The following is a 25,638-nucleotide window of genomic DNA, read 5'->3' on the forward strand; positions in this document are numbered from 1 at the left end:
GGAGGGTAGGGACTGCGGTGCAGGCATGGCGGGGCAATTCTGGGGGGCTGCGCGACAAAGCTTGGGTGTCCTATCATGGTGGGTTTTCCTGCACCGAGCCCGCCCGTGACCCCTCCCCCTGTTGCCGACGACCGATCCGCCGATGGTGTGTACCTCGCCCGCGCCCTGCGCGAGCAGCGCATCAGCATCCGGGGGGCGCGCACGCACAACCTCAAGAACATTGACCTGGATATTCCGCGCAACCAGCTGGTGGTGATCACCGGGCTGTCGGGCTCGGGCAAGTCCAGCCTGGCGTTCGACACGCTCTATGCGGAAGGCCAGCGGCGGTATGTGGAGAGTCTGTCGGCCTATGCGCGGCAGTTTCTGGGGCGACTGGACAAGCCCGATGTGGACCTGATCGAGGGCCTGTCGCCTGCGATTTCCATCGAGCAGAAGGCCACCAGCCACAACCCGCGCTCCACCGTGGGTACGGTGACCGAGATCCACGATTACCTGCGCCTTTTGTATGCCCGTGCGGGCACGCCGTTTTGCCCCGACCACGGCCTGCCGCTGGCCGCGCAAACGGTGAGCCAGATGGTGGACGCCGTGCTGGCCCTGCCCGAGGACACCAAGCTCATGATCCTGGCCCCCGTGGCGCGCGAGAAGAAGGGCGAGTTCACCGAGCTGTTTGCGCAGATGCAGGCGCTGGGCTACATCCGCTTTCGGGTGGACGGGCAGATCTACGAGCATGAGGCCCTGCCACAGCTCAAGAAGACCGAGAAGCACAACATTGATGTGGTGATCGACCGCGTCAAGGTGCGTGCCGACCTGCAGCAGCGCCTGGCCGAGAGCATCGAGGCGGCCCTGCGCGTGGGTGGCAACGAGGGCAACGGCCGCGTGCTGGCGCTGGAGATGGACACGGGCCAGGAGCACCTGTTCAGCAGCAAGTTTGCCTGCCCGGTGTGCAGCTATTCGCTGGCCGAGCTGGAGCCCCGGCTGTTCTCGTTCAACTCGCCCATGGGCGCGTGCCCCGCGTGCGACGGCATTGGCCAGCGTGAAGTGTTCGACCCCGCGCGCGTGGTGGCCTTCCCCACGCTGAGCCTGGCCAGCGGTGCCATCAAGGGCTGGGACCGGCGCAATGGGTACTACTTTGCGATGCTGGAGAGCCTGGCCAAGCACTACGTGTTTGACATCGAGGCGCCGTTTGAATCGCTGCCCGCACCGGTGCAGCACGCCATCCTGCAAGGCTCGGGCGAGGAAGAAATCGCCTTCAGCTACATCATGGACAGCGGGGCCTCCAAGGGCAAGGCGCACACCAAGAAGCACCCGTTCGAGGGCATCATCCCAAACATGGCACGCCGCTACCGCGAGACCGATTCGGTGGTGGTGCGCGAGGACCTGGCGCGCTTTCGCAGCACCCAGCCCTGCCCCGAATGCCACGGCATGCGCCTGCGCCGCGAGGCCCGCCATGTGAAGGTGGGCGAGGGTGAACAGGCACGCGCCATCTACGAAGTCAGCCACGCCACGTTGAGCGACGCGCACGCATGGTTCCACGCCCTGCAGCTTACCGGTGCCAAGGCCGAGATTGCCGACAAGGTGGTGCGCGAGATCGCCACGCGCCTGCAGTTTTTGAACGACGTGGGCCTGAGCTATCTGAGCCTGGACCGCAGTGCCGAGACGCTCTCCGGCGGCGAGGCCCAGCGCATCCGCCTGGCCTCGCAAATCGGTTCGGGCCTGACGGGCGTGATGTACGTGCTGGACGAGCCCAGCATCGGCCTGCACCAGCGTGACAACGACCGGCTGATTGCCACGCTGCAGCATCTGCGCGACATCGGCAACAGCGTGATTGTGGTGGAGCACGACGAGGACATGATGCGTGCCGCCGACCACGTGATCGACATGGGCCCCGGAGCGGGCGTGCACGGCGGGCGGGTGATGGCGCAGGGCACGTACGACGAAGTGCGCGCCAATGCCCAGTCGCTCACTGGCCAGTACCTCTCGGGCACGCGCACCATTGCCGTGCCCCAGCGCCGCACTCCCTGGCTGCCGGTGCTGGACCAGCCCGCGCCGGTGGTGGAGGCCAAGGCCAAATCGCGCTTTCCGCAAACCGAGGCGAGCAAGCGCCGCGCCGAGCGCATGGCCGAGCACCATGCGCGCCAGGGTGCCGTGCAGGCGCTGCGCGTGGTGGGTGCCACGGGTAACAATTTGAAGGGGGTGACGGTGGACTTCCCGGTGGGGCTGCTCACCTGCGTGACAGGTGTGTCGGGCTCGGGCAAGAGCACGCTGGTGAATGACACGCTGTATGCCGCCGTGGCGCGGCAGGTGCACCGTGCGCACGAAGAACCGGCCGAACACGAAGAGATCGTGGGCATCGAATACTTCGACAAGGTCATCAACGTGGACCAGAGCCCCATTGGCCGCACGCCGCGCAGCAACCCCGCCACCTACACCGGCCTGTTCACCCCCATCCGCGAGCTGATGGCCGAGACCAACACCGCCAAGGAACGCGGCTACGGCCCGGGGCGCTTCAGCTTCAACGTGTCGCAGTCTTCGGGCGGCGGCCGCTGCGAGGCCTGCCAGGGTGACGGCGTGGTGAAGGTGGAGATGCACTTTCTGCCCGACGTGTACGTGCCCTGCGACATCTGCCACGGCCAACGTTACAACCGCGAGACGCTGGAGGTGCAGTGGAAGGGCAAGAACATTGCGCAGATCCTGGAGCTGACGGTGGAGGACGCGGCGGCGTACTTCAAGGACGTGCCGACCATTGCGCGCAAGCTGCAGACGCTGCTGGATGTGGGTTTGAGCTACATCCGCCTGGGCCAAGCCGCCACCACGCTCTCGGGCGGCGAGGCGCAGCGCGTGAAGCTGGCGCAGGAGCTGAGCAAGCGCGACACCGGCCGCACGCTCTACATCCTGGACGAGCCCACCACGGGGTTGCACTTTGCCGACATCGATCTGCTGCTGAAGGTGCTGCACCAGCTGCGCGACGCGGGCAACACCATCGTCATCATTGAGCACAACCTCGACGTCATCAAAACCGCCGACTGGCTTATCGACATGGGCCCCGAGGGCGGTGCAGGCGGTGGCACCGTGGTGGGCGTGGGCACGCCCGAGGAGCTGGCGGCCAACCCGGCCAGCCATACGGGGCGGTATCTGGCGCCCTACCTGAAAACATCGCCCGCCTGAGCGTAGCTGTCCGTCAGGGCATCTTGCTCACAAACGCCACGGTCAGCCCCTTGGCCGTCACGGTGATGGGCCCAGGCTGCAGGCCCAGGCCGTCAAACACAGCGGTGTCTTGCGGGCGAAGTTGGTGCAGCGTAATCTCGCGCAGCGACTGCTCGGCCAGCAGGGGGCCGTAGGCGTTAAGCAAGTCTGTCACCGCCGGGCGCAGGCTGGGAAATTCCATATGCCCCAGCTGAATCTGGTGGGCGCGCAGCGTGCGGTCGCTGGCCTCGTAGCGCAGCGCAAACTCCACATCCAGGCTGCCCTGGTGGCTGCGCCGCAGCGCTGGGCCGGCCACATCCAGCGCCATGGCTGCACCCAGCCGGTTCACCTCGGGCAGCAGGCGCAGGCGGGGCGCCTGCACGCTCAGGTTGAACAGGCCTTGCACGGGCACGTTGCGCGGGAACTTGGGGTCCACCATGGCCTGCAGTTGCGCCAGGGGCACGGTGTAACTGGGCTGGGCCAGTGCGCCCCGCGCCACCAGCAGCGCCGCACTGCCCAGGGCGAGGCCCCGGGTGGTGTGGGTCAGGAATCGTCTGCGATGCAGCATGGGCGCTCTCCGTCAAACCCGTTGTGACACCGTGGCGGTGAAAAGGTGCCCCAAGGCTTGCTGGAGGCGTTGTTACCAGAAGTTTGCGGGTTTTGGGGCGATAGCGCAGGTGTTATATGCCTTGGGTGCTATCAAAATAGGTGCATTTGCATGGGGCTGCGGGATGGCAATGGCGGGGCTCGACCGCCACCGGTGCGACAACCGCCGCGCTCAGCGCCCCACCACCGACCAGCCCGCCCGCTGGTTGTTCTTGTCGTTCTCGTACTCCCACGCGGTGCCGCAGCGGTCGCACACATAGCGGGTGATGGTGACGGTGCCGTCCTCACGGTCTTCCTTGCGGTTGCCGCGCTGCACCAGCTCGGCATGGCCCGGCGCCTTGCGCCAGTTGCGCTGGATGCCCTGGCAGGGCTCGCAGAGGGCCATGGGTTTGAGTTCGTTCTGTCGGGCCAGGTCTTTGGTCATGGGGTGGCAGCCGTCGTGGGCTGGTATGTGGGTGGGTTTGTGTGTGCGGGGCGGCTACTGTAAAGCAAGGGCGCACTGGCTTGTCCAAAGCGCATCGCCTCCTTTGGCCCAAACGCGTCAAGCCGATGCCATGCGCAGCCTGCGTGCGGCATCTTCGTCGCGCGCGTCGTCAATCTCGCGCAGCACGGCCTGCATGTCCACATCGGCATGCGTGGGTGCATAGATGCCGGTGAGCGGCGTCTCGTTGCTCAGCAGCCCGCTCTGGTACAGGCTCCAGATCTCGGGGCCGTATTGGGTGGTGCGCAGCTCGGGGGCAAACTGGCCGAAGAAGTCTCGCAGGTTGGCCACGTCGCGCAGCAGCATGCGCTGCGCGTGGTTGTTCCCCGCAGCGTCCACGGCCTGGGGCAGGTCGATGATGACGGGGCCGTCGTAGCCCGCCTCTTCACCTTCTGTGCCATGCAGGTGGGCCAGCAGGATGTTGAACTCCGACAAGTCCCCATGCACCACGCCCGCACACAGCATGCGCACCACCTCGGCCACCAGCGTGGCGTGGTGGGTGCGCGCGTCTTCGGGCGTAAAGCTCACATCGTTCAGGCGCGGGGCCGCATCGCCGTGGGCGTCGGTCACCAGCTCCATCAGCAGCACGCCGTCGTGAAAGTTGTAAGGCTGCGGCACACGCACGCCGGCTGCGGCCAGGCGGTAAAGCGCATCGACCTCGGCGCTTTGCCAGGCGGCTTCTTGTTCTTGCCGGCCAAACTTGCTGCCCTTGGCCATGGCACGGGCCGAGCGCGAGTTCTTGACCTTGCGGTTTTCGGTGTAGTCCACGGCTTGGCGAAAGCTGCGGTTGTTCGCTTCTTTGTAGATCTTGGCGCAGCGGGTTTCGTCACCACAGCGCACCACATAGACCATGGCCTCCTTGCCGCTCATGAGTTGCCGGACCACGGTGTCGATCAGGCCTTCCTCGATGAGGGACTGCAGGCGGGGGGGAGCTTTCATCGGTGCATTTTGCCCGTGTGTCGCAATCCCCCTACCAAGCCGGGTGCCAAATGTCGTTTTGCTCAGCCCGCGCTGCACACAGCGCGCAGCCGCAGGTGCGTGGCATCGTCCGCAGCCACCGGCAACTGGTGCTTGGCCTGCAGATAGTGGTGGGTGAACACATCCAGGTATGCCTCCAGCGCCTGCGCGGCGCGCAGTTCACCCGCCAGCTCCAGGCACAGCGCACCGACCTCGGAGGTACAGAAGTGGTCCATGCGGGTGGATCTGCGCAGGTGGTAGCGCGAGAGCTGCTCGGGTTGCAGGCTCAGCACGGGCAGTTGGTTGAGGTAGGGGCTCTTGCGGAACATCTTGCGCGCCTCGGGCCAGGTGGCGTCGAGCAGCACGAACAGCGGGCGTTTGCCCTCAGCCGTGGCAACCTGCGTGACCACGCGCTCGGGCGCCACGAACTCGCCGGGGAAGACCACATACGGCTGCCACTGCGGGTTGGCCAGCAGCGCCAGCAGGTCGGGGTGCACTTCGGTGCGCGCCCAGCCAAACGCATAGGTGTCGGCCACCACATCGGCGATCAGCCAGCCGGTGTTGCTGGGCTTGAGGGGCTCGATGTCCGCCATCAGCAGGCACATGCCTGCGCGCGTGGGCAGCACGGGCCGCAGCGCGCAGATGCAGTGGCTGGGCACCAGGCGGCAGCCCGCGCAGCGCTCGCCCTTGGGGCCGCCCCGGGCCAGAAAGGGCTTGGCACTGCGGGCCAGGCGCTCGGCGCGCAGGCGTGCCACCGCATGCGGTGGGGCAGGTGGTGTGGCGGACGGTGTGGCGGTGGTAGCCGTGCCGGTCGTCCATGGCGCAGTGGGATGGGTCACCGGCCGCCCGCGCGTTCCAGTGCAAACAGCGGCAGCTCGGCCTGCGGGCTCAGCCACACGCCGCCGCCCAGCTCGGTAAAGCCTTCACCCAGGGTGCGGCGGTACAGCTGCGCGGGGTGGCGGAACATGCGCGGGTCGGTCACCTGCTCGTCCACCACGTCCTGTTCCCAGTCCTCGCGCGCGACGGCTTCCACATACAGTGCGCCCCGGCTCAGGCGCGCCAGGTTGCGCATGGCCTTTTGTACGTCGGCCTCGCTCAGGTAGGGCAGCACGCCCTGGCAGATCACCAGGTCATACGGCGTGCGGGCTTTGTAGTCCACCACCGAGCCGCGCTCCCAGCCAAACCGCTCGCACAGGTATTCGCTGAACTCCACGCCATGGAACTGCGCCTGCGGAAAATGCCGCGCGATCACATCGCGCCACAGACCAATGCCGCAGCCCACGTCGAGCACCCGCCGCACGGGTACGCGCAGGTATTGCAGGTAGCTGCACACAAACGCGCCCAGGCGTTCGGTGTGCGCGGGGTCCACCACGCTGGTCTTCTTGTCGAAGTAAAAGCGCTGGTAGTACGCCTCGTCAAAAATGGCCGCGTCCGCGCTGCCGCTCACTGGTTTCACTGAGGAGTCCTTCTGCCACTGCCACCCCTGCACGTGCAGGGCACCGGCCACTTGTCTATGGCGGGGAGTATGGCCCAGCGGCAGTGGCGCCATGCCACAAAGACTTGCAACAGGCTCTGGTGATGTGGCGCGTCGCGCAACGGACAACGCCTCCTGGGCGTTGCCAGCGTTCGCGTTGACTTACTTGGCCGGGCGGTGCAGCGCGCAGATCTTGTTGCCGTCCGGGTCGCGCAGGTATGCCAGGTACAGCTTGCCGCCAGGGCCTTCGCGCCAGCCGGGTGGGTCTTCGCAGGTGGTGCCGCCGTTGGCGACACCGGCCGCGTGGAAGGCATCGGCCTGTTCGGGCGACTGCATGGCAAACCCGATGGTGCCGCCATTGGCAAAGGTGGCGGGCTCGCCGTTGATGGGGGTGGTGATGCCAAAGGTACCGGTGGGGCCGCGATAGAAATAGCGGTTCTTGTTGGCCACGCCGGGCGGTACGCCCAGCGCCCCCAGCAGCGCGTCATAAAACTTCTTGGACCGCTCCAGGTCGTTCACACCGACCATCACATGACTGAACATTCATCGTCTCCTGTAAGCCCCTCTGGGGGCGGGTTGTGGCCAACGGACTGGCGGTGGCATGTTAGCGGGTGGCTATCGCCATCACATGAGCGTGGCACAAGCCCCTCTGCGGCACTCTGGACATCAGCGTCATTGAGGGGCAGCACCCCACGGCCCCGCAGCGGCCATACAGGCTGTGTGGAGGCCGGTTTGGAGCCAGAATGCGCCATGGCGCCAGTACAACATGCCTGAATTGCTATCTAATTGATAGCAAAAATCCACAAGGCAAACTGGCTCTGCGCCCCGCGCCCCACTGCTCGGTATCGCTCTTTGAACAGGCCCTCACCCCCATGCTGCCCACTGCCTCCCCACCCCACTTCGCGCCCGTTCCCCTCGACAAGGCCTACCGCCTGCTCAACCACGGCCCCACGGTCCTGGTGTCGGCCGCACACGCAGGCCAGCACAACGTCATGGCGGCATCGTGGGCCTGCGCACTGGACTTTGCGCCGCCCAAGGTCACGGTGGTGCTCGACAAGGCCACGCGCACGCGCGAGCTGGTGGAGGCCAGTGGCTGCTTTGCGCTGCAGCTGCCCACCGTGCCCCTGGCCGCGCTGACCGTCGCGCTGGGCACCGACAGCGCCAAGACCACGCCCGACAAGCTACAGCGCCATGGCGTGCAGCTGTTTGAAGCGCCCGGCTACCCTGCGCAGAGCACGCCCCCGCTGGTGCAAGGCTGCGCCGCCTGGCTGCTGTGCCGCGTGATCCCCGAGCCGCACAACCAGCAGGCCTATGACCTCTTCATCGGCGAAGTGGTGGCCGCCTGGGCGGACGACCGCGTGTTCCGCCATGGGCACTGGGAGTTCGACACCGCGCCGGATGACCTGCGCACGCTGCACTATGTGGCGGGCGGGCAGTTTTATGCGACGGGGGTGGCGGTGAAGGTGTGAGCCGGCACGCCTTCGCTCCGTCAGGCTCAGTGCAAACAGCTAAAGCGATAGCTCTGGGGTTTGCAACGTATCCAGCCAAATTGGCCACAGGCGCTGGTTTTGTATGCACTGCAAGCTATAAAAACATGAGCAACCATATCGCTGAGCCATGGTTTCAGCCCAGCAGGCCCTGCCTTGCGCTGCATCATTCCCCGTCCAAAAGCCCCACCTGCTTGAGCTCCGCAAATTTGGCCGCCATCGTGGGGTTGCCACGTGTGAGCTTCTTGATCGTGAGGTCTTCGGCCTTGTCGTTGGCAAGGCGCAGGTTGTTGGCCGACTTGTGCAGCGCCTCCTTGGTCTTCTCCAGGTCCTTGATGGCCTCATCAATGCGCCGCACTGCCTCCTCAAACCCGTCCGACGCAAGGCGCCAGTTGCGCCCAAAGGCGCCCTTGAACTCCTCCAGCTGCGATTCGAACCTGGTGATGTCCAGGTTCTGCGCCTTCACCAGCGCCAGCTCTGATTTGTATTGCAGCGACTTCATCGCAGCGTTGCGCAGCAGTGTGATGATGGGAATGAAAAACTGCGGCCGCACCACATACATCTTGGGGTAGCGGTAGAACATATCCACGATGCCGGTGTTGTACAGCTCGCTCTCGGGCTCCAGCAGCGACACCAGCACCGCGTACTCGCAGCCTTTTTCGTTGCGGTCCTTGTCCAGCTCTTTCAAGAAGTCTTCGTTGCGCTTCTTCGTGGCCGTCTCGTCGCTCTCGTTCTTCATCTCGAACATGATCGAGACGATCTCGTTGCCCGCCTCGTCAGCGTCGCGAAAGATGTAGTCGCCCTTGCTGCCGCTGCGCGCGTCGTTGTCCTTCTCAAAGTACGCGCGGGGAAACGCCGTGGCGCGGATGCGGTTGAACTCCGTCTCGCAGTGCTGCTCCAGCGTCTCGCCCACCATCTTGGTGGACAGGCGCGCCTTCATGTCCCGCAGCCGCGCAATCTCGCCGTCGCGGTCGCGCAGCTGCAAGGCGTACTGCTCCTTGATGGCGTTTTCCTCCAGCTGCTTTTTCACCACCACCAGGTTCAGGTCGTTCTTGAGTTCGTCGCGCTCTCGCGCCACCACGGTGACTGCCTCGGACACCGCCAGCCTGCGCGCCACCTCGGCAGCGTCCAGCTGTGATTTGAGCTGCTGAATCTCCGCGTCTTTTTGGGCGGCCACGCCCTGCAGCTGCTGCGCCAGCCGTGCTTGGGCCAACTGGTCCGCTGCCTGCTGCGCCTGCCGCGCACGCTCCAGCTCATTGGCCAGCGCATCGCGCTGCTTCTCTACCGCGCTCAGGGCCTGCGCTACCGCCAGGTCGCGCTCCACCGCGCCCGCATCCAGCTGCGCCTTCAGAGCTTGAATCTGCGCGTCTTTGGCTGCTGCCGCCTTCTGCAGCTCATTGGCCACCTGGGCCTGCGCCAGCGCCACCGCATTGCGCTTGTCCTGCTCGGCCAGCTCCAGCCGTTCGTGCAACTGCGTGGCGAAATCCGCGTCGCGCACCTGTTTGAGGATGTCGGCATACCCGGTTTCGTCTACCTTGAAGGCTTTGTTGCAGTGGGGGCAGATGATGTCGTGCATGGCGGTCACCGTGTGTCTTGTTTCATTGGGTGGGGAGCATAGCGGGCAGGAGATGCGCTTTGGGATGGCAGATCAGCGCTAAGGGTCCCATTCACGCGCCGACCGCCAAGTACGCATCTGCGGACTGCCCGAGTCTGCTGATGCGCGCGGCGTAATGACGGTGAGCTTGCACCAAGTGCAGCCTTTCCGCCCCTTCAGTTAAATTGCCCCGCATGCCCAATATCCCCGACTCCACCTCAGCCGCTGCCCCCGCATCCCTCATCGACTCCCGCCAAGCCGCGTGGCGCCTGCTGACCACGCTGGGCCTGGTGGTACTGGGCAACAGCAGCATGTATGTGGTGTCGGTGGTGCTGCCCGCTGTGCAGGCCGAGTTTGGCGTGGGCCGTGCGGATGCCTCCCTGCCCTACACGCTGATGATGGTGTGCCTGGGGCTGGGCGGGATCTGGACCGGGCGCATGGCCGACCGGCATGGGCTGATGCCGGTGCTGTGCGTGGGCGCGGTGGCCGTGTGTGGCGGGTTTGTGTGGGCGGGGCTGTCGGGCAGCATCTGGGGGTTTGGGCTGGCGCACGGGCTGATGGGGCTGATTGGCAGCTCGGCCACGTTTGCGCCTTTGATGGCCGACACGGCGCTGTGGTGGAACCGGCGGCGCGGCATTGCGGTGGCGATCTGCGCCAGTGGCAACTACATTGCGGGCGCGCTGTGGCCGCCCATCGTGCAGCGCGGCATCGAGCTGATCGGCTGGCGCCACACCTATGTGATGTTGGGCCTGGTGTGTGGGGTGGGCATGCTGCTGCTGGCGATGCGCATGCGTCAGCGCGCGCCGTTGGCGCAGACGGATGCAGCACCCCCACCCGCCGCACCCGTCGCATCGGCGCACGGTGCGGCATACGGTGTGGCGCCCACGGCGCTGCCGTTGGACCGCAGCCGCCCGTTCGGCCTGCGACCGCTGCATGCACAGCTATTGCTGTGTGTGGCGGGCGTCGCGTGCTGCGTGGCCATGGCGATGCCGCAGGTGCACATCGTGGCGTATTGCACGGACCTGGGTTTTGGCGCAGCGCGCGGGGCCGAGATGCTATCGCTGATGCTGGCCTGTGGCATCGTCAGCCGCCTGGTGTCGGGCGTGATCTGCGACCGCATTGGTGGTGTGCGCACGCTGCTGCTGGGCTCGGCGTTGCAGGGCGTGGGGCTGGCGCTGTTTTTGCCGTTTGACGGGCTGGTGCCGCTGTATGTCATCTCGGCCATGTTCGGGCTGTTCCAGGGCGGCATCGTGCCCGCTTACGCCATCATCATCCGCGAGTATTTCGCCCCGCAGGAGGCCGGGGCGCGGGTGGGCGCGGTGATCATGGCCACGCTGATCGGCATGGCGCTGGGGGGCTGGATGTCGGGCTGGATCTTTGACCTGACGGGCAGCTACCGCGCGGCGTTCGTGAACGGCATGGGGTGGAATCTGCTGAACCTGTCGATCGTGGGCTGGCTGTTCTGGCGCGTGCGCCAGCAGCGCGCGGTGCCAGCGCGGCCGCAGCACAGCCCGGGGTAAGCCGGGCAGGCGCTGCCAGCGGGCACCATCGGCGATTTAGGCCGTCTGCAGGTAGCGCCCTGCCAATTCTTTCTGCGCCGCGGCGTCCATGCCCAGCACGTCCACCAGATACGGCTGCAGGCCGCCATAGTCGTTGTCCACCATGTGCAGGGCGGCGTCCAGAAACTCCTCTTGCACGCGCCACAGCACCCGCAGCACTTCCTCTGGTGCGTGACTGCCCATGCCCGGCGGGCGCTGGTAGAGCGTGTTGGTGAGCAGGTAGTCGTGCATGACCACGTCGCGCGGCACGCCCAGGGTCAGCAGGATGAGGGCGGCGGCAAAGCCGGTGCGGTCTTTGCCCGCGGTGCAGTGGAACACGGTGGGTGCATCGCTGGCGAGCAGCAGGCGAAACAGCTCGGCAAAACGTGGGGCGTTGTCGTGCACAAAACCCCGGTAGGTGTCCTGCATCAGGGCCACGGCGTCTTGCGCCGTGAGCTGGCGGCCGGTGCGTTGCAGCTCCAGCGCGCGCTGCACCACGGTGGGTTCGATGTGCAGTGGGTGGTAGGCCACGCCGGGCAGTGCGTAGGCATACGCGGCGCTTTCGGCCTGGCCCCGAAAGTCCACCGCGCGGGCCACGCCCAGGTCTGCCAGCAGGGCCTGGTCCTCGGGCGTCAGGCCCGCCAGGTGGTCGGAGCGGAAGATGCGGCGCCATTTCACCGGGCGGCCACCGTGGCCGGTGTAGCCGCCCAGGTCGCGGAAGTTGGTGGCGCCGCGCATGGGCAGGGATCGGGTGGGGGCAGAAGTGGACATGGTCGAGAGGCTCAAGCACAGGGCGTTGCCGCAAGACTAGCCCAGATGCGCCCGCCCGGTTGTCGCATGGGGGCTATCCAGATCACTGGCACGCCGTGTGTGGGACGGCCCCCTTTTTGCTCCGCCGTGCTTACTTGCCCTGCACGTAGGCGTTGCGGGCGATCACGGCCAAGTCGGGGTAGTTGGCGAACATACCGTCCATGCCCATGTCCAGGTACTTGCGGAACTCTGTGGCCGCAGGGGCGGCATCGGCCTGTGCGAACGTCCAGCCGTGCACCTTCAGGCCTGCGGCGTGGGCCTGGTCGATGAAGGACTTGGTGACTGGGTATGTAGTGTTGTTGATGAGCACGCCCACGCCCTCGTTGAAGGCGGCCACATCCTTGAGCGTGAGTGCCTGCACGCCGGTGGCGCCTGTGACCCCCATGCGTGCGGTGCCGTCGGGTGCAGTGGTGGCCACGCCCAGCAGGATCAGCGGCATCTTGTTGTTCTGCGCGATCTGCTTGGCCCGCAGGCTGCGCAGCGTGGCATCGCTGAACGACTGGATGAAGACCTTGCTATTGGCGTTGTAGCCATTGGCTGCCAGGGTCTTGAGGATGCCGTCTTCCATGGCGGGGTCTGCCTGCTTAGCCTCGGGGTAGATGCCCACTTCGCGTCCAACGGCGCTGCTTTGCTTTTTGGCCAGGTCCACCACTTCCTGGAATGTGGGCACGGCGAACGCGTTGGCAGAGCTGGGCGTGAAGCCCGGGTAGCTTGTCTTGCCCGTGCCGGTGGGCACTACGGTCAGTGTCTTGATCTCGGCCAGTGTGAAGTCCGACACTTTGTAGCCGCCGTTGCGCTGCGCGAACAGCGCGGCCACGTTGGTGGTGCGGGTCAGTGTGTCGTCGTGGATGGCGACCAGCGCGCCGTCCTTGGTGATCTGCAAGTCGGGCTCGATGTAGTCGGCCCCCATGCGAATGGCCAGCTCGTAGCCGCCCAGCGTGTGCTCCGGCAGGTAGCCGCTGGCGCCACGGTGCGCGATGACCTGCGGTTGTGCGGGTGCGCTATCACTGCCGCCGCACCCGGCCAGCATCAGGGCAGACAGGCAGGCGGCGGCGAAGGAGGACAAGGCTTTCATGGCAGCGGTTCCGTTTCTGAAAAGAGGCCGACTCTAGGGCGGCGCCATGGCAACGGCGTGACATGTTGGCGCGGAGGTCCGCAGGGGAGGAACCTTGGAGACACGGAGGCGATGGCTAGGTTGTGGGGCCAGTGTTCCTGCAGCACGCCATGGCAGACGCTGGCCTCCGCCCGCCAGGCTGCCAACCTCTACGGTGGGAGTGAGGTCACGGCGCCATCCACTGGTAACTCCTGGCTTCCACGTGGGCAGGGCTGGTCGGTGTAGGTGGTGCGGCCCTCTTTCACACACTTACGCGGTTGCGGCGCGGCGGGCGCGGAGGCACCGGTGCGTGCGGCCTGCGCCTGTGTGGGCCGCTTGTCGGGCGGCAAGGTGTCGGGGCCGGGACGGGTGACCTTTCTCCACACCTGCTCGGACCACGGTCCTGCGCGGGGCAGCCAGGCATCGCTCGTCCACCATGCAGCGGCGGCAGCAGCCACCACCACGACAGCGATGGCCGTCAGTGCGGAGCGTTCAGTGCGGCTGCGCATGCTGTGAGGATGCCTGTAAAGGGTGCGTCAGCGGGTGCGCTCCCGCGTCACGTTCACGTCAATGTCGCCAAACACGGTCACGCCGCTGGCACCCTGGGGCTGCTGCTGGCTGGCGGGGTCGCTGGAGCGCGCAACGCCCGAGGTGCTGCCGCAACCACTCAGCGCACCTGCAACCGCCATAGCCGCCAGCGCGGTGCGCCAGAAGCCTTGTGCGAGCCGTGCGGGCGATACGGTGTATTCCGTGTTCAGCATCTGCATCATTCGCCGCCCAGGTGGTTGCCCAGAATGCCCGCCAGCTCGAACATGCCCGCGCTGTCCTTGCCAAACACAGCGCGCAGCTTGTCATCGGCCACGATGGTGCGCTTGTCCTTGGGGTCTTGCAGGTTGTGGGCCTTGATGTATTCCCACATCTTCTTCACGGCCTCGGGGCGTGCCACGGGTTCGCTGCCAATCACGGCGGCCAGGGCGGCGCTGGGGGCCTTGCCTGCGGCGGCCTTGCGCGGGGCTTTGGCCGCCGTCGTTTTGGCTGCGGCCTTCTTTGCAGGGGCTTTTTTGGCGGCAGCGCCAGTGGCTTTTGCCTTGGTTGCTATTGTTTTTGAAGCAGCTCCCGGGCGGGGTGGGAACTTGCTGGGCGCAAATTCAAAGTTGACCTTGCCCGCCTCCTTGTCCCACGCCAGGTGGGCCTTGAAGTTGCGGCGCGTGCGCATGCTCACGAACTTGTCGAGCAGGTCGGTCTTGCCCGTCTCCAGCAGCTTTTGCATCTGCTCGCGCTCCACGGACTGCTGCAGGATGATCTTGCCGCTCTTGAAGGTGCAGCTCGGTGTGGGCTGCGCGGCGGTGGGCACGGCCTTGCTGCACACGTAGTTGCTGCCGTGCTCGTGCACGTCCGATCCGCAGATGGGGCAGGCGCCCAGCGCGGCGTCTTCAAACTCCACGATCTCGCCGGACTCTTCGCCCTTTTTGTCGTCGCCAAAGTCGAATTCGAGCTTGTAGTTGTGCGCCTCGTCGTCGTACTTGATGACGATCTCGGACGTGAAGGGCCAGCCTGCCTTGGAGCGGAAGCCTTCCAGCGGGCCAATCTTCTTGTCGCGCAGCAGGGCGTTGGCCTCGGCGGTTTCAAAGGTGCGGCCTGCAGGCGATTTGCCAAAGCTGAAGCCGCAGCCTTCTGCGCCTGCCTTGCCCACGCAGGCAAAGCGGCGGTAGTTCTCTTTGACCACGCCGCCGCAGTTAGGGCATGGGGATTCGAGCGTGGCGTAGTCGCCGGGGATGGTGTCGCGGTCGTATTCCTTGGCCTTCTTGACCATGCGCTCGGTCATGGCGGCGATCTCGGCCATGAAGGCTTCGCGGCTCAGTTGGCCCTTTTCCATTTGCGAGAGCTTGTACTCCCACTCGCCGGTCAGGTCGGCGCGGCAGAGTTCTTCCACCTCCAGCCCGCGCAGCAGCGTCATCAGCTGGAAGGCCTTGGCCGTAGGGATGATCTCGCGGCCTTCGCGCAGCATGTACTTTTCGGTCAGCAGGCCTTCGATGATGGCCGCGCGTGTGGCTGGGGTGCCCAGGCCTTTTTCCTGCATGGCTTCGCGCAGTTCGTCGTCGTCGATCTGCTTGCCCGCGCTTTCCATGGCGCCCAGCAGCGTGGCTTCGGAGTAGCGGGCGGGGGGCTTGGTCTTGAGGCCCTTGGGGTCCACGGCCAGGGTGTTGACGCTTTCGCCGGGTTTGACCGGCACCAGGTTCTGGCCCTTGTCGCCGTCCTTGCCGCCTTCGACTTCTTCGGCGGCTTCCTTGCCGTAGATGGCCAGCCAGCCCGGCTTGACCAGCACCTTGCCTTCGGTCTTGAAGCTGTGCGGGGCCACGGTGCTGATGCGGGTGGTGACGGTGTATTCAGCGCTGGGGAAGAACACCGCCATGAAGCGGCGCACGACCAGGTCGTACAGCTTTTGCTCGGCTTCGCTCAGGCCGCTCGGCGCCTGCAGCGTGGGGATGATGGCAAAGTGATCGCTGACCTTGCTGTTGTCAAAAATGCGCTTGGACGGGCGCACGTAGTTGTTATTCAGCGCGGTGAGCGCGTGGGGTGCCAGATGCCGCATGCCGCTGTCGGCCAGCATTTCAAAGGTCTGCTTGGCCACCGGCAAATAGTCTTCAGGCAGCGCGCGCGAATCGGTACGCGGGTAGGTCAGGGCCTTGTGGCGCTCGTACAGGCTTTGCGCCAGGGCCAGCGTGGTCTTGGCCGAGAAGCCGAACTTGCCGTTGGCCTCGCGCTGCAGGCTGGTCAAATCGAACAGCAGGGGCGACGCCTGGGTGGTGGGCTTGCTCTCTTCGGTGACGGTGGCCTGCTTGCCGCGCACGGCGTTGGCAATGGCCGTGGCCTCGGCGGCAGACCACACGCGGTCCGCTCGCATCTCTGCATCCTCGCCCTTTTTCCACTTGGGGTCGAACCACTTGGCGGGGTATTCACCGGCCTGGGCGCCGAAGGTGGCGTGGATTTCCCAATAGTCGCGGCTGATGAACTTGCGGATCTTTTCTTCGCGCTCCACCACCAGCGACAGGGTGGGCGTCTGCACCCGGCCCACGGTGGTCAAGAAGAACCCGCCGTCGCGCGAGTTGAAGGCCGTCATGGCGCGGGTGCCGTTGATGCCCACCAGCCAGTCGGCCTCAGAGCGGCTGCGCGCCGCGTGGGCCAGGCCCGCCATCTGCTGCTCAGAGCGCAGGGCGTTGAAGCCATCGCGGATGGCCTGGGGCGTCATCGATTGCAGCCACAGGCGGCGCACGGGCTTGCCCAGGGGTTTGGCACCACCGGCGTACTGCTCGATCAGGCGGAAGATGAGCTCGCCCTCGCGGCCCGCGTCACAGGCGTTGATGAGTTCGGACACGTCCTTGCGCTTGGCCTGCTTGACCACCGCGTTCAGGCGGCTCTTGGTCTTGTCCACGGGCTTCAGGTCAAAGTACGGCGGGATCACAGGCAGGTGCGCAAAGCTCCACTTGCCGCGCTTCACGTCAAACTGCTCGGGGGCCTGGATCTCCACCAGGTGGCCCACGGCGCTGGTGACTACATAGCGGTCGTTCTCGAAGTGGTCTTCGTGCTTCTCGAACTTGCCCGCCACGGGGGTCAGTGCGCGCACGATGTCTTGCGCCACCGAGGGTTTCTCTGCAATTACCAGGGTCTTGGTCATTTTTTGGTTTCTCGCCAGTCTGGCTGTCCGGCATCCGGCCGGTCGCTTCTACAATTCGTTGCCTCACGCGTACACGCGCACGCGCATGTGTGCATATTCAAGTTAACAGAGTTTTTGCCATGCCCCGCACCGCACCGCCTGCAACCCCGTCTCCCGCGCAGGGCCGCCGCATCCAGACCCGGCGCTCTGGCGTGCACGGCAAGGGCGTTTTTGCCGTGCAGGATATTGCAGAGGGCGAAGTCCTTGTGGAATACACGGGCGAAGTGATTGGCTGGCAGGAAGCCCAGGACCGCCACCCGCACGACCCCCTGCAACCCAACCACACGTTCTACTTCCATGTGGATGAAGACCATGTGATCGATGCAAAGTTCGGCGGCAATTCGTCGCGCTGGATCAATCACAGCTGCAACCCCAACTGCTATGCCGACGAGCGGGACGGCCGCATTTTCATCACCGCGCTGCGCAACATCCAGGCGGGCGAAGAGTTGAACTACGACTACGGCCTGATCATCGAAGAGCGCTACACCAAGAAGCTCAAGGCCGAATACCCCTGCTGGTGCGGTAGCACCAACTGCCGGGGCACGCTGCTGGCGCCCAAGCGCGGCTGGGCACCGCCGGTGCCCTTGCCACCGTCCAAGCCGTCCTCCTCCAAAGCTGCCAAGGCCGCTGAGGCGCCTCGGAAGGCCAAGCCGCGAGGCCGTAGCCAGTGAACGCCGCCCCTATCCGCTGGCCCGCCGAAGCCATCTGGGAGGCGGTGTCACCGCTACTGCCGGGCTTTACCGTCGAGGTGCTGCCCTCCATCGACTCCACCAATACCGAGTTGATGCGCCGTGCGCGCAACGGCCAGTGCGATCCCACCCTGCTGGTGGCCGAGCAGCAGACTGCCGGGCGCGGGCGGCTGGGGCGGGTGTGGCAAAGCGATGTGGGGGCTTCTCTCATGATGTCCTTGGGCCTGCCGCTGGCTCCCCAGGATTGGTCCGGCCTGTCGCTCGCCGTGGGGGTGAGCGTGGCCGAAAGCCTGCAGCCCGTGCTGCCTGCCCTGGGGGCGGGGCAGCCTGCGCGCGTGGGGCTCAAGTGGCCCAACGACCTCTGGCTGGGCGGCGCCGCGGGCGACCGCAAGCTGGGCGGCATCCTGGTGGAAACGGCCAGTTTTGTGGCGCCCCAGACTGCGCCCTCGCAGGCCAGCACCAGCACAAGCACCGCGCGCTACGTGGTGGTGGGCATTGGCATCAACGTGCTGCCCCGCAGCCCCGAGGGCATGAGCATGCCCCCCGGCAGCCTGCAGGATGTGGAGCCGGGCCTGGACGCACCCACCGCCCTGCTGCGCATCGTGCCGCCACTGGTGGCCATGCTGCAGTCGTTTGCGGGCTATGGGTTTGCGCCCATGCAGCCCCGCTTTGCGGCACGTGATGTGCTGCAGGGCCGCGCGGTGACGCTGAGCGACGGCCACACCGGCACCGCGCATGGCGTGGGCGATGACGGTGCGCTGCTGGTGCACACAGCCGGTGGCATGCAGGCCATCACCAGTTCTGAAATCAGCGTCCGGCCGACGGCGGTGCCCCCGGTGTGAGACAGCTTTTCTTCCTGATGCGAGTGTTCTTGAAAGGCCGTGCTCCATGCTCCGTCTTGCCGTGATCGTGCTGCTGCTGGCCAACGCGGGCTATTACGCGTGGTCGCAAGGGCTGCTGCGCCAGTTTGGCTACGCGCCGCAAGAGCAGTCCGAGCCACAGCGCATGAACCAGCAGATCCGGCCCGAGACGCTGCAGATCCTGAAGGTCAACCCCAGCAAGACCTCCTCCGCTGCGCCCCCCGCTCCCGCATCCGTGGCCACCGCCGCCAACGACTCCCCCACCCCCGCCTCCACACCGGCTGCCCCGGCCCCAGCGGACTCCGCCGAGTGCCTGCAGGCCGGCGTGTTTGACGACCGCCAGGTCGAAGCGCTGCGTACGGCTGCCGCCGGTTTGCCCCCAGGCAGTTGGGCGCTGGAGCCCACGCCCGTGCCGGGCCGCTGGATGGTCTACATGGGCCGGTTTGACGACATGGAAACGCTGGACCGCAAACGCGCCGAGCTGCGCGCCCGCAAGGTGGAGCACGACCGCGCGGGGGGCACGCTCGAACTGGGCCTGTCGCTGGGCCGCTTCGCCTCCAAGGAGGCGGCCGAGCGTGAGCTGGCCAATCTCGGCAACAAAGGCGTGCGCACCGCCCGCGTGATCCAGGAGCGCGCTGAATCCCCCGGCTTCACGCTGCGCCTGCCCTCAGTGAACGACGCGCTGCGGGCGCAGCTGGATGTGCTGCGCACCGCGATGGCCGGCAAGACGCTGCGCACGTGTGGCTAAGGTAGACACCGCCCCATGAACGAAGAGCCGACATCCATCCAGTGCGGTGAACATGGCGAAGCCGCACCCACCTACGTCTGCGGGCACCTGTGCCGCCACCCGGTGCAGCGCTGGTTTTGCGATGCGCCGTCGCCAGACACCCCCTACCCGGACGCCTGGTGTGCCAGCTGCAACGCCGAGCTGATGAAACAAGGCGGCGAGTGGAACGAACACAACGCGGATTGCCTGGATCTTCAGATCCTGTGCCACCACTGTTACGAGGACTCCATGGCGCGCAGCGTGGATGCCCTGGACGGCGAGGACGAGGCGGCCTGGATCGATGCGGTGACGGACGGCCACCACGCGCTGCGGGAGAAACAGCGCGCGCTGGAGTCGGACTACGGCATCTCGCGCTTTGAGCGCTGGGACTACGACCAGGCGGCGGGCACCTTGACCTTCTCGGACGGTGGCGTGCCCCGCGTGGTGGCCAGCATCGAGTTCATCGGCTCGGTGTCGGAAGCCAGCGGCACCTGGCTGTGGGCCTGGGCCAATTTCCATAACGAGGCCCCGGTGGTGTCGCGCATTGCCGCTGTGCGGGAGTTTGGCGAAGCCAGGGGCTTCCTTCACCTCAAGGTGCCGCTGTGGAAGGGCGACGCCACCGATGGCTGGGAGCTGTCGGGTGTGGCCGCCCAGGTGTTGGGCGCCCAGGGTGTGTACCGCGTGCCCACGGCCCGGGGCTTTCTCTACATGGCGTTGATGTCGGTGCAGCGCGTGGCATAAGCACGGCTGCTGCGTCAGCCCAGCGCTGCGGCCGCGCTATTTCAGGGGTATGGCGCGTGTCTCCCCCTGCCGCATGAGCCAGACGCGGTCTTGCGACAGACCACGCTGGGCCAGTGCCGCGGCCAGGTCGCGGGGCGGGTGGTCGAACGCCTCCTGCGTCAGCATGAACGTGCCCCAGTGCACGCCCATGGCCTGCCTGGCCTCCACATCCAGCATCAGCTGCACGGCGTCTTCCGGGTTCACGTGCATGGGCTTCATGAAGTCGCGGGGCAGATAGGCGCCGATGGGCAATGCCAGAAAGTCCACCGGCCCCAGGCGCTGGCGGATGGCCTTGAAGTCTTCGCTGTAGCCCGTGTCGCCCGGGAACAGAAAGCGCCAGGGCGCCGCCGCCTGTGGGCGCGTCCATTCCAGCAGGTACCCACCCCACAGCGAGGCATTGGTGTCCCACGGGGTGCGGCGGCTCCAGTGCTGCGACGGTGTGAACACCACGCGCACGCCGGGGGCGATGTCGGTGTGCTCCCACCAGTTCAGTGCGGTGACCGGGCCCATGCCCCGCTGGGTGAACCAGTCGGCCAGCCCCAACGGCACCACAAAGCGGGGCGACTGGCCCGCGTCGCGCAGGCGGCGCAAGGTGCCGTAGCACAGGTGGTCGTAGTGGTTGTGCGAGATCAGCACCACATCGATGGGCGGCAGGTCCTCGGGCGCCAGGGGCGCGGGCACACGGCGCGGAGCACCAAAGCGGCCCAGGGGGCCCGCAAAATCGCACAGCGTGGGGTCGATCAGCACGTTGAGGCCCGCCACCTGCAGCAGCATGGAGACATGGCCCAGCCAGGTGATCACGGGGGCCTGCTGGCGCTGTGCCAGGCGCGCGGGGTCCACGGGCTGCGTCCACTGCCGGGCAAAGGCCCCGTAGCCGCCCGCAGGCTCGCTGCGCGGCTTGAAATCGCCGCGCAGCGAGCGCCAGACCATTTCGTACCAGGGGAAGTTGCCGATCACCACGGCGGGGTGCGTGTTGGCAAAGCGGCGAGGCGATGGCGTCATCGGGGGGCTGTGTCGGTGCAAAAAACTTGGAACAGGCTCTGGGGTCGCATGATGCCGGATGGCCGGTGCTGTGGCGGGTTGCCTGCGCATCAACCCTGCGGCGCGCCGGCTTTGCTGGCTGATGCGCCAGCTGCCGGGTCAGCTGCCCGCCACCACGTCCCGCGCCGCAAAACGCACGCTAAAGCGTGCGCCGGGCGGGGTCTGGCCGGGGCGCGCGTCTTCGAGCGTGACCTCGGCGCCGTGCTTGCTGGCGATCTCCAGCACGATGGGCAGGCCCAAGCCGGAGCCGTCGGCCTCGCTGCCCAGGGCGCGGTAGAACGGCTGGAACACCAGCTCGCGTTCGGCCTCGGGCACGCCGGGGCCCGAGTCTTCGACCTGCAGCAGCAGCACATGGCCAAAGGTGTCGGCGAGCACGCGGGCGGTGACCACACCGGGCTTGTCGGGCATGGAGGGTGTGTAGTTGATGGCGTTGTCCACCAGGTTGCGCACCAGCTCCTTGAGCAGCGTGGGGTTGCCGTCGATCAGCACGCCCGGCGATCCGGGCTCCGCACCGTCGTAGCCCAGGTCGATGTGCTTGTCGAGCGCGCGGGGCACCGAGTCGCGCACCACCTCGATCACCAGGCGTGCCAGGTCGCACGGCTGGCGCGCAATGCCCACGCCGCTGCCCTCGGCCCGGGCCAGCGCCAGCAGCTGGTTGACGGTGTGCGTGGCGCGGATGCTGGAGCGCCCGATCTGCTGCAGCGAGCGTTTGAGCTCTTCGGTGCTGGTGCCTTCGCGCTGGGCCAGGTCGGCCTGCATGCGCAGGCCCGCCAGCGGAGTCTTGAGCTGGTGGGCGGCATCGGCCAGAAAGCGTTTTTGCGTGGCCAGTGAGTCGTTCAGGCGCGTGAGCAGATCGTTGACGGACGACACCAGCGGCGCGACTTCGAGCGGCACGGTGCGGTCGTCCAGCGGCGAGAGGTCGTCGGGGTTGCGTGCGCGGATGCGCTGCTCCAGCTGGTTGAGCGGCTGGATACCCCGCGCCAGCGCCAGCCACACCAGCAACACGGCCAGCGGCAGGATGACGAACTGCGGCAGCATCACGCCCTTGATGATTTCGGTGGCCAGCACGCTGCGCTTTTCGCGCGTTTCGGCCACCTGCACCAGCGCCACCGGCGTGTCTTTCAGCGGCAGGCGCACCCAGATATAGGCCACGCGGATGTCGATGCCGCGCATCTCGGCATCGCGCAGGCGCACCTCGCCCGACAGGGGCACCTCGTCGCTCGGGGGCTCGGGCAGTTCGCGCTCGCCTGAGAGGAACTCGCCGCCCGGGCCAATGACCTGGTAGTACACGATGTCGGAGTCGTCGGCCCGCAGGATCTCGCTGGCGGGCTGGGGCAGGTTGAACTGCGCCTTGTCGCCCACCACGCTCACCAGCTGGGCGAGGGCGTGGGCGTTGTACTCCAGCGCACGGTCAAACGGCTTGTTGGCCAGGCCCTGCGCCACCAGCCAGGTCAGCGCCAGGCTCACGGGCCACAGCAGCAGCAGCGGCGTGAGCATCCAGTCCAGGATTTCGCCGAACAGGGAGCGCTGCTCGCGCTGGAAGATCTTCACAGCGGCCGCCGTGGCATTTTTGAAGCCAAAACACCCGATAGCGCTAGATTCATATGCACAAGCTGCTATCGTTTTGATAGTTAATTGGGGATCTTCTCAAGGCAGTAGCCCAGGCCGCGCACGGTGGCGATGCGGATGGGCCCGCCTTCGATCTTCTTACGCAGGCGGTGGATGTAGACCTCGATGGCGTTGTTGCTCACCTCCTCGCCCCACTCGCACAGGCGCTCCACCAGCTGCTCCTTGCTCACCAGCCGGCCGGCGCGCTGCAGCAGCACTTCCAGCAGGCCCAGCTCGCGGGCGGACAGCTCGATCATCTTGCCGTCGATGGTGGCCACGCGGCCCGCCTGGTCGTACACCAGCGGGCCGTGCTTGATGGCGCTGCTGGTGCCGCCCATGCCCCGGCGCGTGAGGGCGCGCACGCGGGCTTCTAGCTCCTGCAGGCTGAAGGGCTTGGCCATATAGTCGTCGGCACCAAAGTCCAGGCCCTTCACTCGCTCTTCCACGCTGTCGGCCGCAGTGAGGATGAGCACCGGCAAGGCCGAGCCTCGGCCGCGCAGCTTTTTCAGCACTTCCAGCCCATGCATCTTGGGCAGGCCCAGGTCCAGGATGAGCAGGTCGAACTCGTTGTTGGTCATGAGCGCCGCGTCGGCCTCGCTGCCGCTGGCTACATGGTCCACCACGGCGCCCGAGGCACGCAGCGTGCGCAGCAGGCCATCGGCCAGCACCTGGTCGTCTTCGGCAATGAGGATGCGCATGCGGACTGTCTCCTTGGGTGGTACGGCCCGTGGGCGGGCCTGTGTCGTCATTGTCTGCCTGTGCGAGGATTTTAGGCGCCAGCTCCCTGTCCGGCGCCTTTGGCTGGCTGCAAGCTTGGGACACGGAAAATGGCGGCCATGCACATCCTGCTCATCGAAGACGACCTGGACCTGGGCCAGGCCCTGCTGCAAGCCCTGCAGCAGGGCGGCTTCACTGTGCAATGGCTGCGCAGCGTGGCCGCCACGCCGCCCCTGCCCGACGCCAACGAGGTTGCCGCCGTGCTGCTGGACCTGACCCTGCCCGACGGCCAGGGCATGGCGTTGCTGCGTCGCTGGCGCCGCGCGGGCCTCAGCCTGCCGGTGATAGTGATCACAGCCCGCACCGCCTTGCAGGACCGGCTTGACGGCCTGGACGGCGGTGCCGACGACTACGTGCTCAAGCCCTTCGATGTGCCCGAGCTGCTGTCGCGCTTGCACGCCGTGCTGCGGCGCAGTGCCCGCCAGGCCAGCGAGGAGTGGACGCTGGGCGCGCTGCGCGTGGCGCCCCGGCGGCACGAGGCCTGGCTGGGCGACGAGCCCCTGGCGCTGTCACCGCGCGAGTTCCGGCTGCTGGTGGAGCTGGCGCGCGAACCCGGCAAGGTGGTGGCCAAGAACGTGCTTGCCCAGCGGCTCGAACCCCTGGGCGACGCGCTGGACGCCGCCACGCTGGAGGTGCATGTCTCCAATCTGCGCAAGAAGATCGGCGCAGAGCGCGTGGTCACGGTGCGTGGCGTGGGCTACCGGCTGCAGCCATGACACCACCTACCGAAACCCCCGCGCCCCCACGCGGCTGGTGGGGCCCGAGCCTCATGCGCCGCACCCTGCTGGCGCTGCTCGCGGCCATGGCGTTGGTGTGGCTGGTGCTGCTGGGCCAGGCGGCCATCACCCACTACCGCGCCATGGACGCCAACCCCGGCGTGCGCCAGCTCGCGCAGGGGCTGGCACGGGCGCTGGCCACGCTGGAGCAACCCGCCGAGGCCCGCGCGCTGGTGCACGGCATGGCCCACACCCTCAACGCCATGCGCGCCGATGTGGACCTGCTGCAGGGCACCTCGGTGCTGCTGCAGCTGCAGGACCGCACAGGCCAGCTTCTGCATAGCAGCACGGCCGGTGTGCGCGCGGTGGTGCTGGCAGGCGACGCGGGCCATGCCGCGATGGACGTGGCCGGCACACCCCATTGGGTGGCTTGGGAAAGCACGGGCCCCTGGCGCGTTGTGGTGGCCGAGCCCCGCCTGGCCGATGCGCGGCTGCTGGGCTTCATGGGCGAAGACCTGGCGGCGTCGGTGCTGCTGGCGCTGCCGCTGGTGGGCCTGCCGCTGTGGCTGGCCGTGCGCACGGGGCTGCGCCCGCTGGCGCGGCTGGATGCCCAGATCGCCGCGCGCTCGGCCCATGACCTGCGGCCGCTGCAGCACCTGCCGCCCCAACGCGAGCTGCATGGCCTGGCCCAGTCGTTCGACCAGCTGCTGGCCCGCCTGCGCGCCCACCTGGCGCGCGAAAAGGCGCTGGTGCACGACGCGGCCCACGAGCTGCGCACGCCCATGGCCGTCATCGCCACCCAGGCCCATGTGCTGGCGCAAGCCCCCGAAGGCCCCGCACGCGCGCAGGCCAGCGAGGCGCTGACGCGCGCCGTGCAGCGCGCCGCGCACCTGAGCGAACAGCTGCTCACGCTGGCAGCCCTGGAAGAAGCCCCCGCGCTGCACCCCGCCGCGCCCCAGGACCTGATGGCGCTGCTGCAGGACTGCCTGGCCGAGCGCGCGGGCTGGGCCGAGGGTCTGGGCGTGGAGCTGTCGCTGGACGGCCCGGACACCCTGGAACTGCCGTTGGACCGCCAGCTGCTCTGGTCCGCCCTGGGCAATGTGCTGGACAACGCGCTCAAGCACGGCTGCGGCCCCGGTGCGGGGCGCGAGGTGCAGTTGCGGGTGCGGCAGGAGGGCGGCGACGTGGTGGTCTGGATTGCCGACGACGGCCCGGGCATAGCGGCCGGTGAGCAGGACCGGGTGTTCGAGCGTTTCTGGCGCTCGCCACGCGCGCGCAGCAGCGGATCGGGCCTGGGGCTCACCATTGCGCAGCAGGCCATCGGCCACCTGGGCGGGCAGGTCCGCCTGGGGCCGGGGCTGCACGGGCGGGGCGTGGGCTTCACGCTGCGCTGGCCGGTGGCGGGCTGACAACCCGTAGCCGGCAGCCGTCATTCCCCACACAGATCTTTGGGTTCGCCCAAG

24 protein-coding genes are annotated in these 25,638 nt (G+C 67.1%); 9 read left to right on the plus strand and 15 right to left on the minus strand.

Annotation, left to right across the window (positions count from 1 at the left end):
- The first annotated feature begins 75 nt into the window (after positions 1-75).
- A complete protein-coding gene (uvrA, locus tag AC1Q64_RS15340; RefSeq protein ID WP_492251931.1) occupies positions 76-3,165 on the plus strand; it encodes an excinuclease ABC subunit UvrA in 3,090 nt (1,029 codons plus the stop codon).
- Between the two features lie 13 nt (positions 3,166-3,178).
- Here uvrA and AC1Q64_RS15345 read toward each other — a convergent pair whose 3' ends face one another.
- The 6 genes from AC1Q64_RS15345 to AC1Q64_RS15370 form a co-directional block, all read right to left on the minus strand.
- Complete coding sequence (locus AC1Q64_RS15345; protein ID WP_492251932.1) at positions 3,179-3,751, minus strand: DUF1439 domain-containing protein; 573 nt, start codon at positions 3,749-3,751, stop codon at positions 3,179-3,181.
- A gap of 210 nt (positions 3,752-3,961) precedes the next feature.
- The gene (locus tag AC1Q64_RS15350; protein WP_056056666.1) at positions 3,962-4,213 is read right to left on the minus strand and encodes a hypothetical protein; all 252 of its coding nucleotides are present in this window, start codon (positions 4,211-4,213) and stop codon (positions 3,962-3,964) included.
- 117 nt (positions 4,214-4,330) lie between these two features.
- Complete coding sequence (locus AC1Q64_RS15355) at positions 4,331-5,209, minus strand: PA4780 family RIO1-like protein kinase (protein WP_492251933.1); 879 nt, start codon at positions 5,207-5,209, stop codon at positions 4,331-4,333.
- Between the two features lie 62 nt (positions 5,210-5,271).
- Positions 5,272-6,066 (minus strand): tRNA-uridine aminocarboxypropyltransferase, encoded by a 795-nt coding sequence (locus AC1Q64_RS15360; protein ID WP_492251934.1) that lies wholly within the window; start codon positions 6,064-6,066, stop codon positions 5,272-5,274.
- On the minus strand, positions 6,063-6,683 hold the full coding sequence (locus AC1Q64_RS15365) for a class I SAM-dependent methyltransferase (protein WP_010464449.1): 621 nt from the start codon (positions 6,681-6,683) through the stop codon (positions 6,063-6,065). The genes AC1Q64_RS15360 and AC1Q64_RS15365 overlap by 4 nt, the downstream gene beginning before the upstream one ends.
- A gap of 180 nt (positions 6,684-6,863) precedes the next feature.
- On the minus strand, positions 6,864-7,244 hold the full coding sequence (locus tag AC1Q64_RS15370) for a VOC family protein (RefSeq protein WP_291438580.1): 381 nt from the start codon (positions 7,242-7,244) through the stop codon (positions 6,864-6,866).
- A gap of 329 nt (positions 7,245-7,573) precedes the next feature.
- Here AC1Q64_RS15370 and AC1Q64_RS15375 point away from each other — a divergent pair, with 329 nt between their 5' ends.
- The gene (locus AC1Q64_RS15375) at positions 7,574-8,170 is read left to right on the plus strand and encodes a flavin reductase family protein (RefSeq protein WP_492251935.1); all 597 of its coding nucleotides are present in this window, start codon (positions 7,574-7,576) and stop codon (positions 8,168-8,170) included.
- A gap of 184 nt (positions 8,171-8,354) precedes the next feature.
- Here AC1Q64_RS15375 and AC1Q64_RS15380 read toward each other — a convergent pair whose 3' ends face one another.
- Complete coding sequence (locus AC1Q64_RS15380; protein WP_492252091.1) at positions 8,355-9,764, minus strand: DUF2130 domain-containing protein; 1,410 nt, start codon at positions 9,762-9,764, stop codon at positions 8,355-8,357.
- Between the two features lie 212 nt (positions 9,765-9,976).
- On the opposite strand from AC1Q64_RS15380, the gene AC1Q64_RS15385 reads away from it, so the two are divergent.
- On the plus strand, positions 9,977-11,302 hold the full coding sequence (locus AC1Q64_RS15385) for an MFS transporter (RefSeq protein ID WP_492251936.1): 1,326 nt from the start codon (positions 9,977-9,979) through the stop codon (positions 11,300-11,302).
- A gap of 36 nt (positions 11,303-11,338) precedes the next feature.
- Here AC1Q64_RS15385 and AC1Q64_RS15390 read toward each other — a convergent pair whose 3' ends face one another.
- From AC1Q64_RS15390 to AC1Q64_RS15410, 5 genes are all read right to left on the minus strand, one after another.
- The gene (locus AC1Q64_RS15390; protein WP_492251937.1) at positions 11,339-12,091 is read right to left on the minus strand and encodes a tyrosine-protein phosphatase; all 753 of its coding nucleotides are present in this window, start codon (positions 12,089-12,091) and stop codon (positions 11,339-11,341) included.
- 130 nt (positions 12,092-12,221) lie between these two features.
- Complete coding sequence (locus AC1Q64_RS15395; protein ID WP_492251938.1) at positions 12,222-13,205, minus strand: glycerophosphodiester phosphodiesterase family protein; 984 nt, start codon at positions 13,203-13,205, stop codon at positions 12,222-12,224.
- Positions 13,206-13,393: 188 nt separating this feature from the next.
- Entirely contained in the window at positions 13,394-13,732 is a 339-nt protein-coding gene (locus AC1Q64_RS15400) for a DUF4124 domain-containing protein (protein WP_492251939.1), read from the minus strand.
- A gap of 27 nt (positions 13,733-13,759) precedes the next feature.
- The gene (locus AC1Q64_RS15405; RefSeq protein WP_492251940.1) at positions 13,760-13,984 is read right to left on the minus strand and encodes a hypothetical protein; all 225 of its coding nucleotides are present in this window, start codon (positions 13,982-13,984) and stop codon (positions 13,760-13,762) included.
- Between the two features lie 5 nt (positions 13,985-13,989).
- On the minus strand, positions 13,990-16,899 hold the full coding sequence (locus AC1Q64_RS15410) for a DNA topoisomerase III (protein ID WP_492251941.1): 2,910 nt from the start codon (positions 16,897-16,899) through the stop codon (positions 13,990-13,992).
- 119 nt (positions 16,900-17,018) lie between these two features.
- Between AC1Q64_RS15410 and AC1Q64_RS15415 the strand changes: the two genes are divergently transcribed.
- From AC1Q64_RS15415 to AC1Q64_RS15430, 4 genes are read left to right on the plus strand one after another with little or no spacing between them, the layout of a single operon-like run.
- Positions 17,019-17,609: an SET domain-containing protein gene (locus tag AC1Q64_RS15415; RefSeq protein ID WP_291433481.1), complete on the plus strand. Its 591-nt coding sequence runs from the start codon at positions 17,019-17,021 to the stop codon at positions 17,607-17,609.
- Complete coding sequence (locus tag AC1Q64_RS15420) at positions 17,606-18,469, plus strand: biotin--[acetyl-CoA-carboxylase] ligase (protein ID WP_492251942.1); 864 nt, start codon at positions 17,606-17,608, stop codon at positions 18,467-18,469. The genes AC1Q64_RS15415 and AC1Q64_RS15420 overlap by 4 nt, the downstream gene beginning before the upstream one ends.
- 46 nt (positions 18,470-18,515) lie before the next feature.
- Complete coding sequence (locus AC1Q64_RS15425; RefSeq protein WP_492251943.1) at positions 18,516-19,235, plus strand: SPOR domain-containing protein; 720 nt, start codon at positions 18,516-18,518, stop codon at positions 19,233-19,235.
- Positions 19,236-19,250: 15 nt separating this feature from the next.
- Positions 19,251-19,994 (plus strand): DUF6882 domain-containing protein, encoded by a 744-nt coding sequence (locus AC1Q64_RS15430; protein ID WP_492251944.1) that lies wholly within the window; start codon positions 19,251-19,253, stop codon positions 19,992-19,994.
- Between the two features lie 36 nt (positions 19,995-20,030).
- Here AC1Q64_RS15430 and AC1Q64_RS15435 read toward each other — a convergent pair whose 3' ends face one another.
- From AC1Q64_RS15435 to AC1Q64_RS15445, 3 genes are all read right to left on the minus strand, one after another.
- The gene (locus AC1Q64_RS15435; RefSeq protein ID WP_492251945.1) at positions 20,031-21,035 is read right to left on the minus strand and encodes an MBL fold metallo-hydrolase; all 1,005 of its coding nucleotides are present in this window, start codon (positions 21,033-21,035) and stop codon (positions 20,031-20,033) included.
- A gap of 138 nt (positions 21,036-21,173) precedes the next feature.
- Complete coding sequence (locus tag AC1Q64_RS15440) at positions 21,174-22,625, minus strand: sensor histidine kinase (protein ID WP_492251946.1); 1,452 nt, start codon at positions 22,623-22,625, stop codon at positions 21,174-21,176.
- A gap of 80 nt (positions 22,626-22,705) precedes the next feature.
- Complete coding sequence (locus tag AC1Q64_RS15445) at positions 22,706-23,380, minus strand: response regulator (RefSeq protein WP_056056624.1); 675 nt, start codon at positions 23,378-23,380, stop codon at positions 22,706-22,708.
- A gap of 138 nt (positions 23,381-23,518) precedes the next feature.
- Between AC1Q64_RS15445 and AC1Q64_RS15450 the strand changes: the two genes are divergently transcribed.
- Positions 23,519-24,175: a response regulator gene (locus AC1Q64_RS15450; RefSeq protein WP_492251947.1), complete on the plus strand. Its 657-nt coding sequence runs from the start codon at positions 23,519-23,521 to the stop codon at positions 24,173-24,175.
- The gene (locus tag AC1Q64_RS15455; RefSeq protein WP_492251948.1) at positions 24,172-25,584 is read left to right on the plus strand and encodes a sensor histidine kinase; all 1,413 of its coding nucleotides are present in this window, start codon (positions 24,172-24,174) and stop codon (positions 25,582-25,584) included. The genes AC1Q64_RS15450 and AC1Q64_RS15455 overlap by 4 nt, the downstream gene beginning before the upstream one ends.
- Positions 25,585-25,638 lie beyond the last annotated feature (54 nt).

The organism is Acidovorax sp. GW835-FHT14G06 (assembly GCF_058793595.1).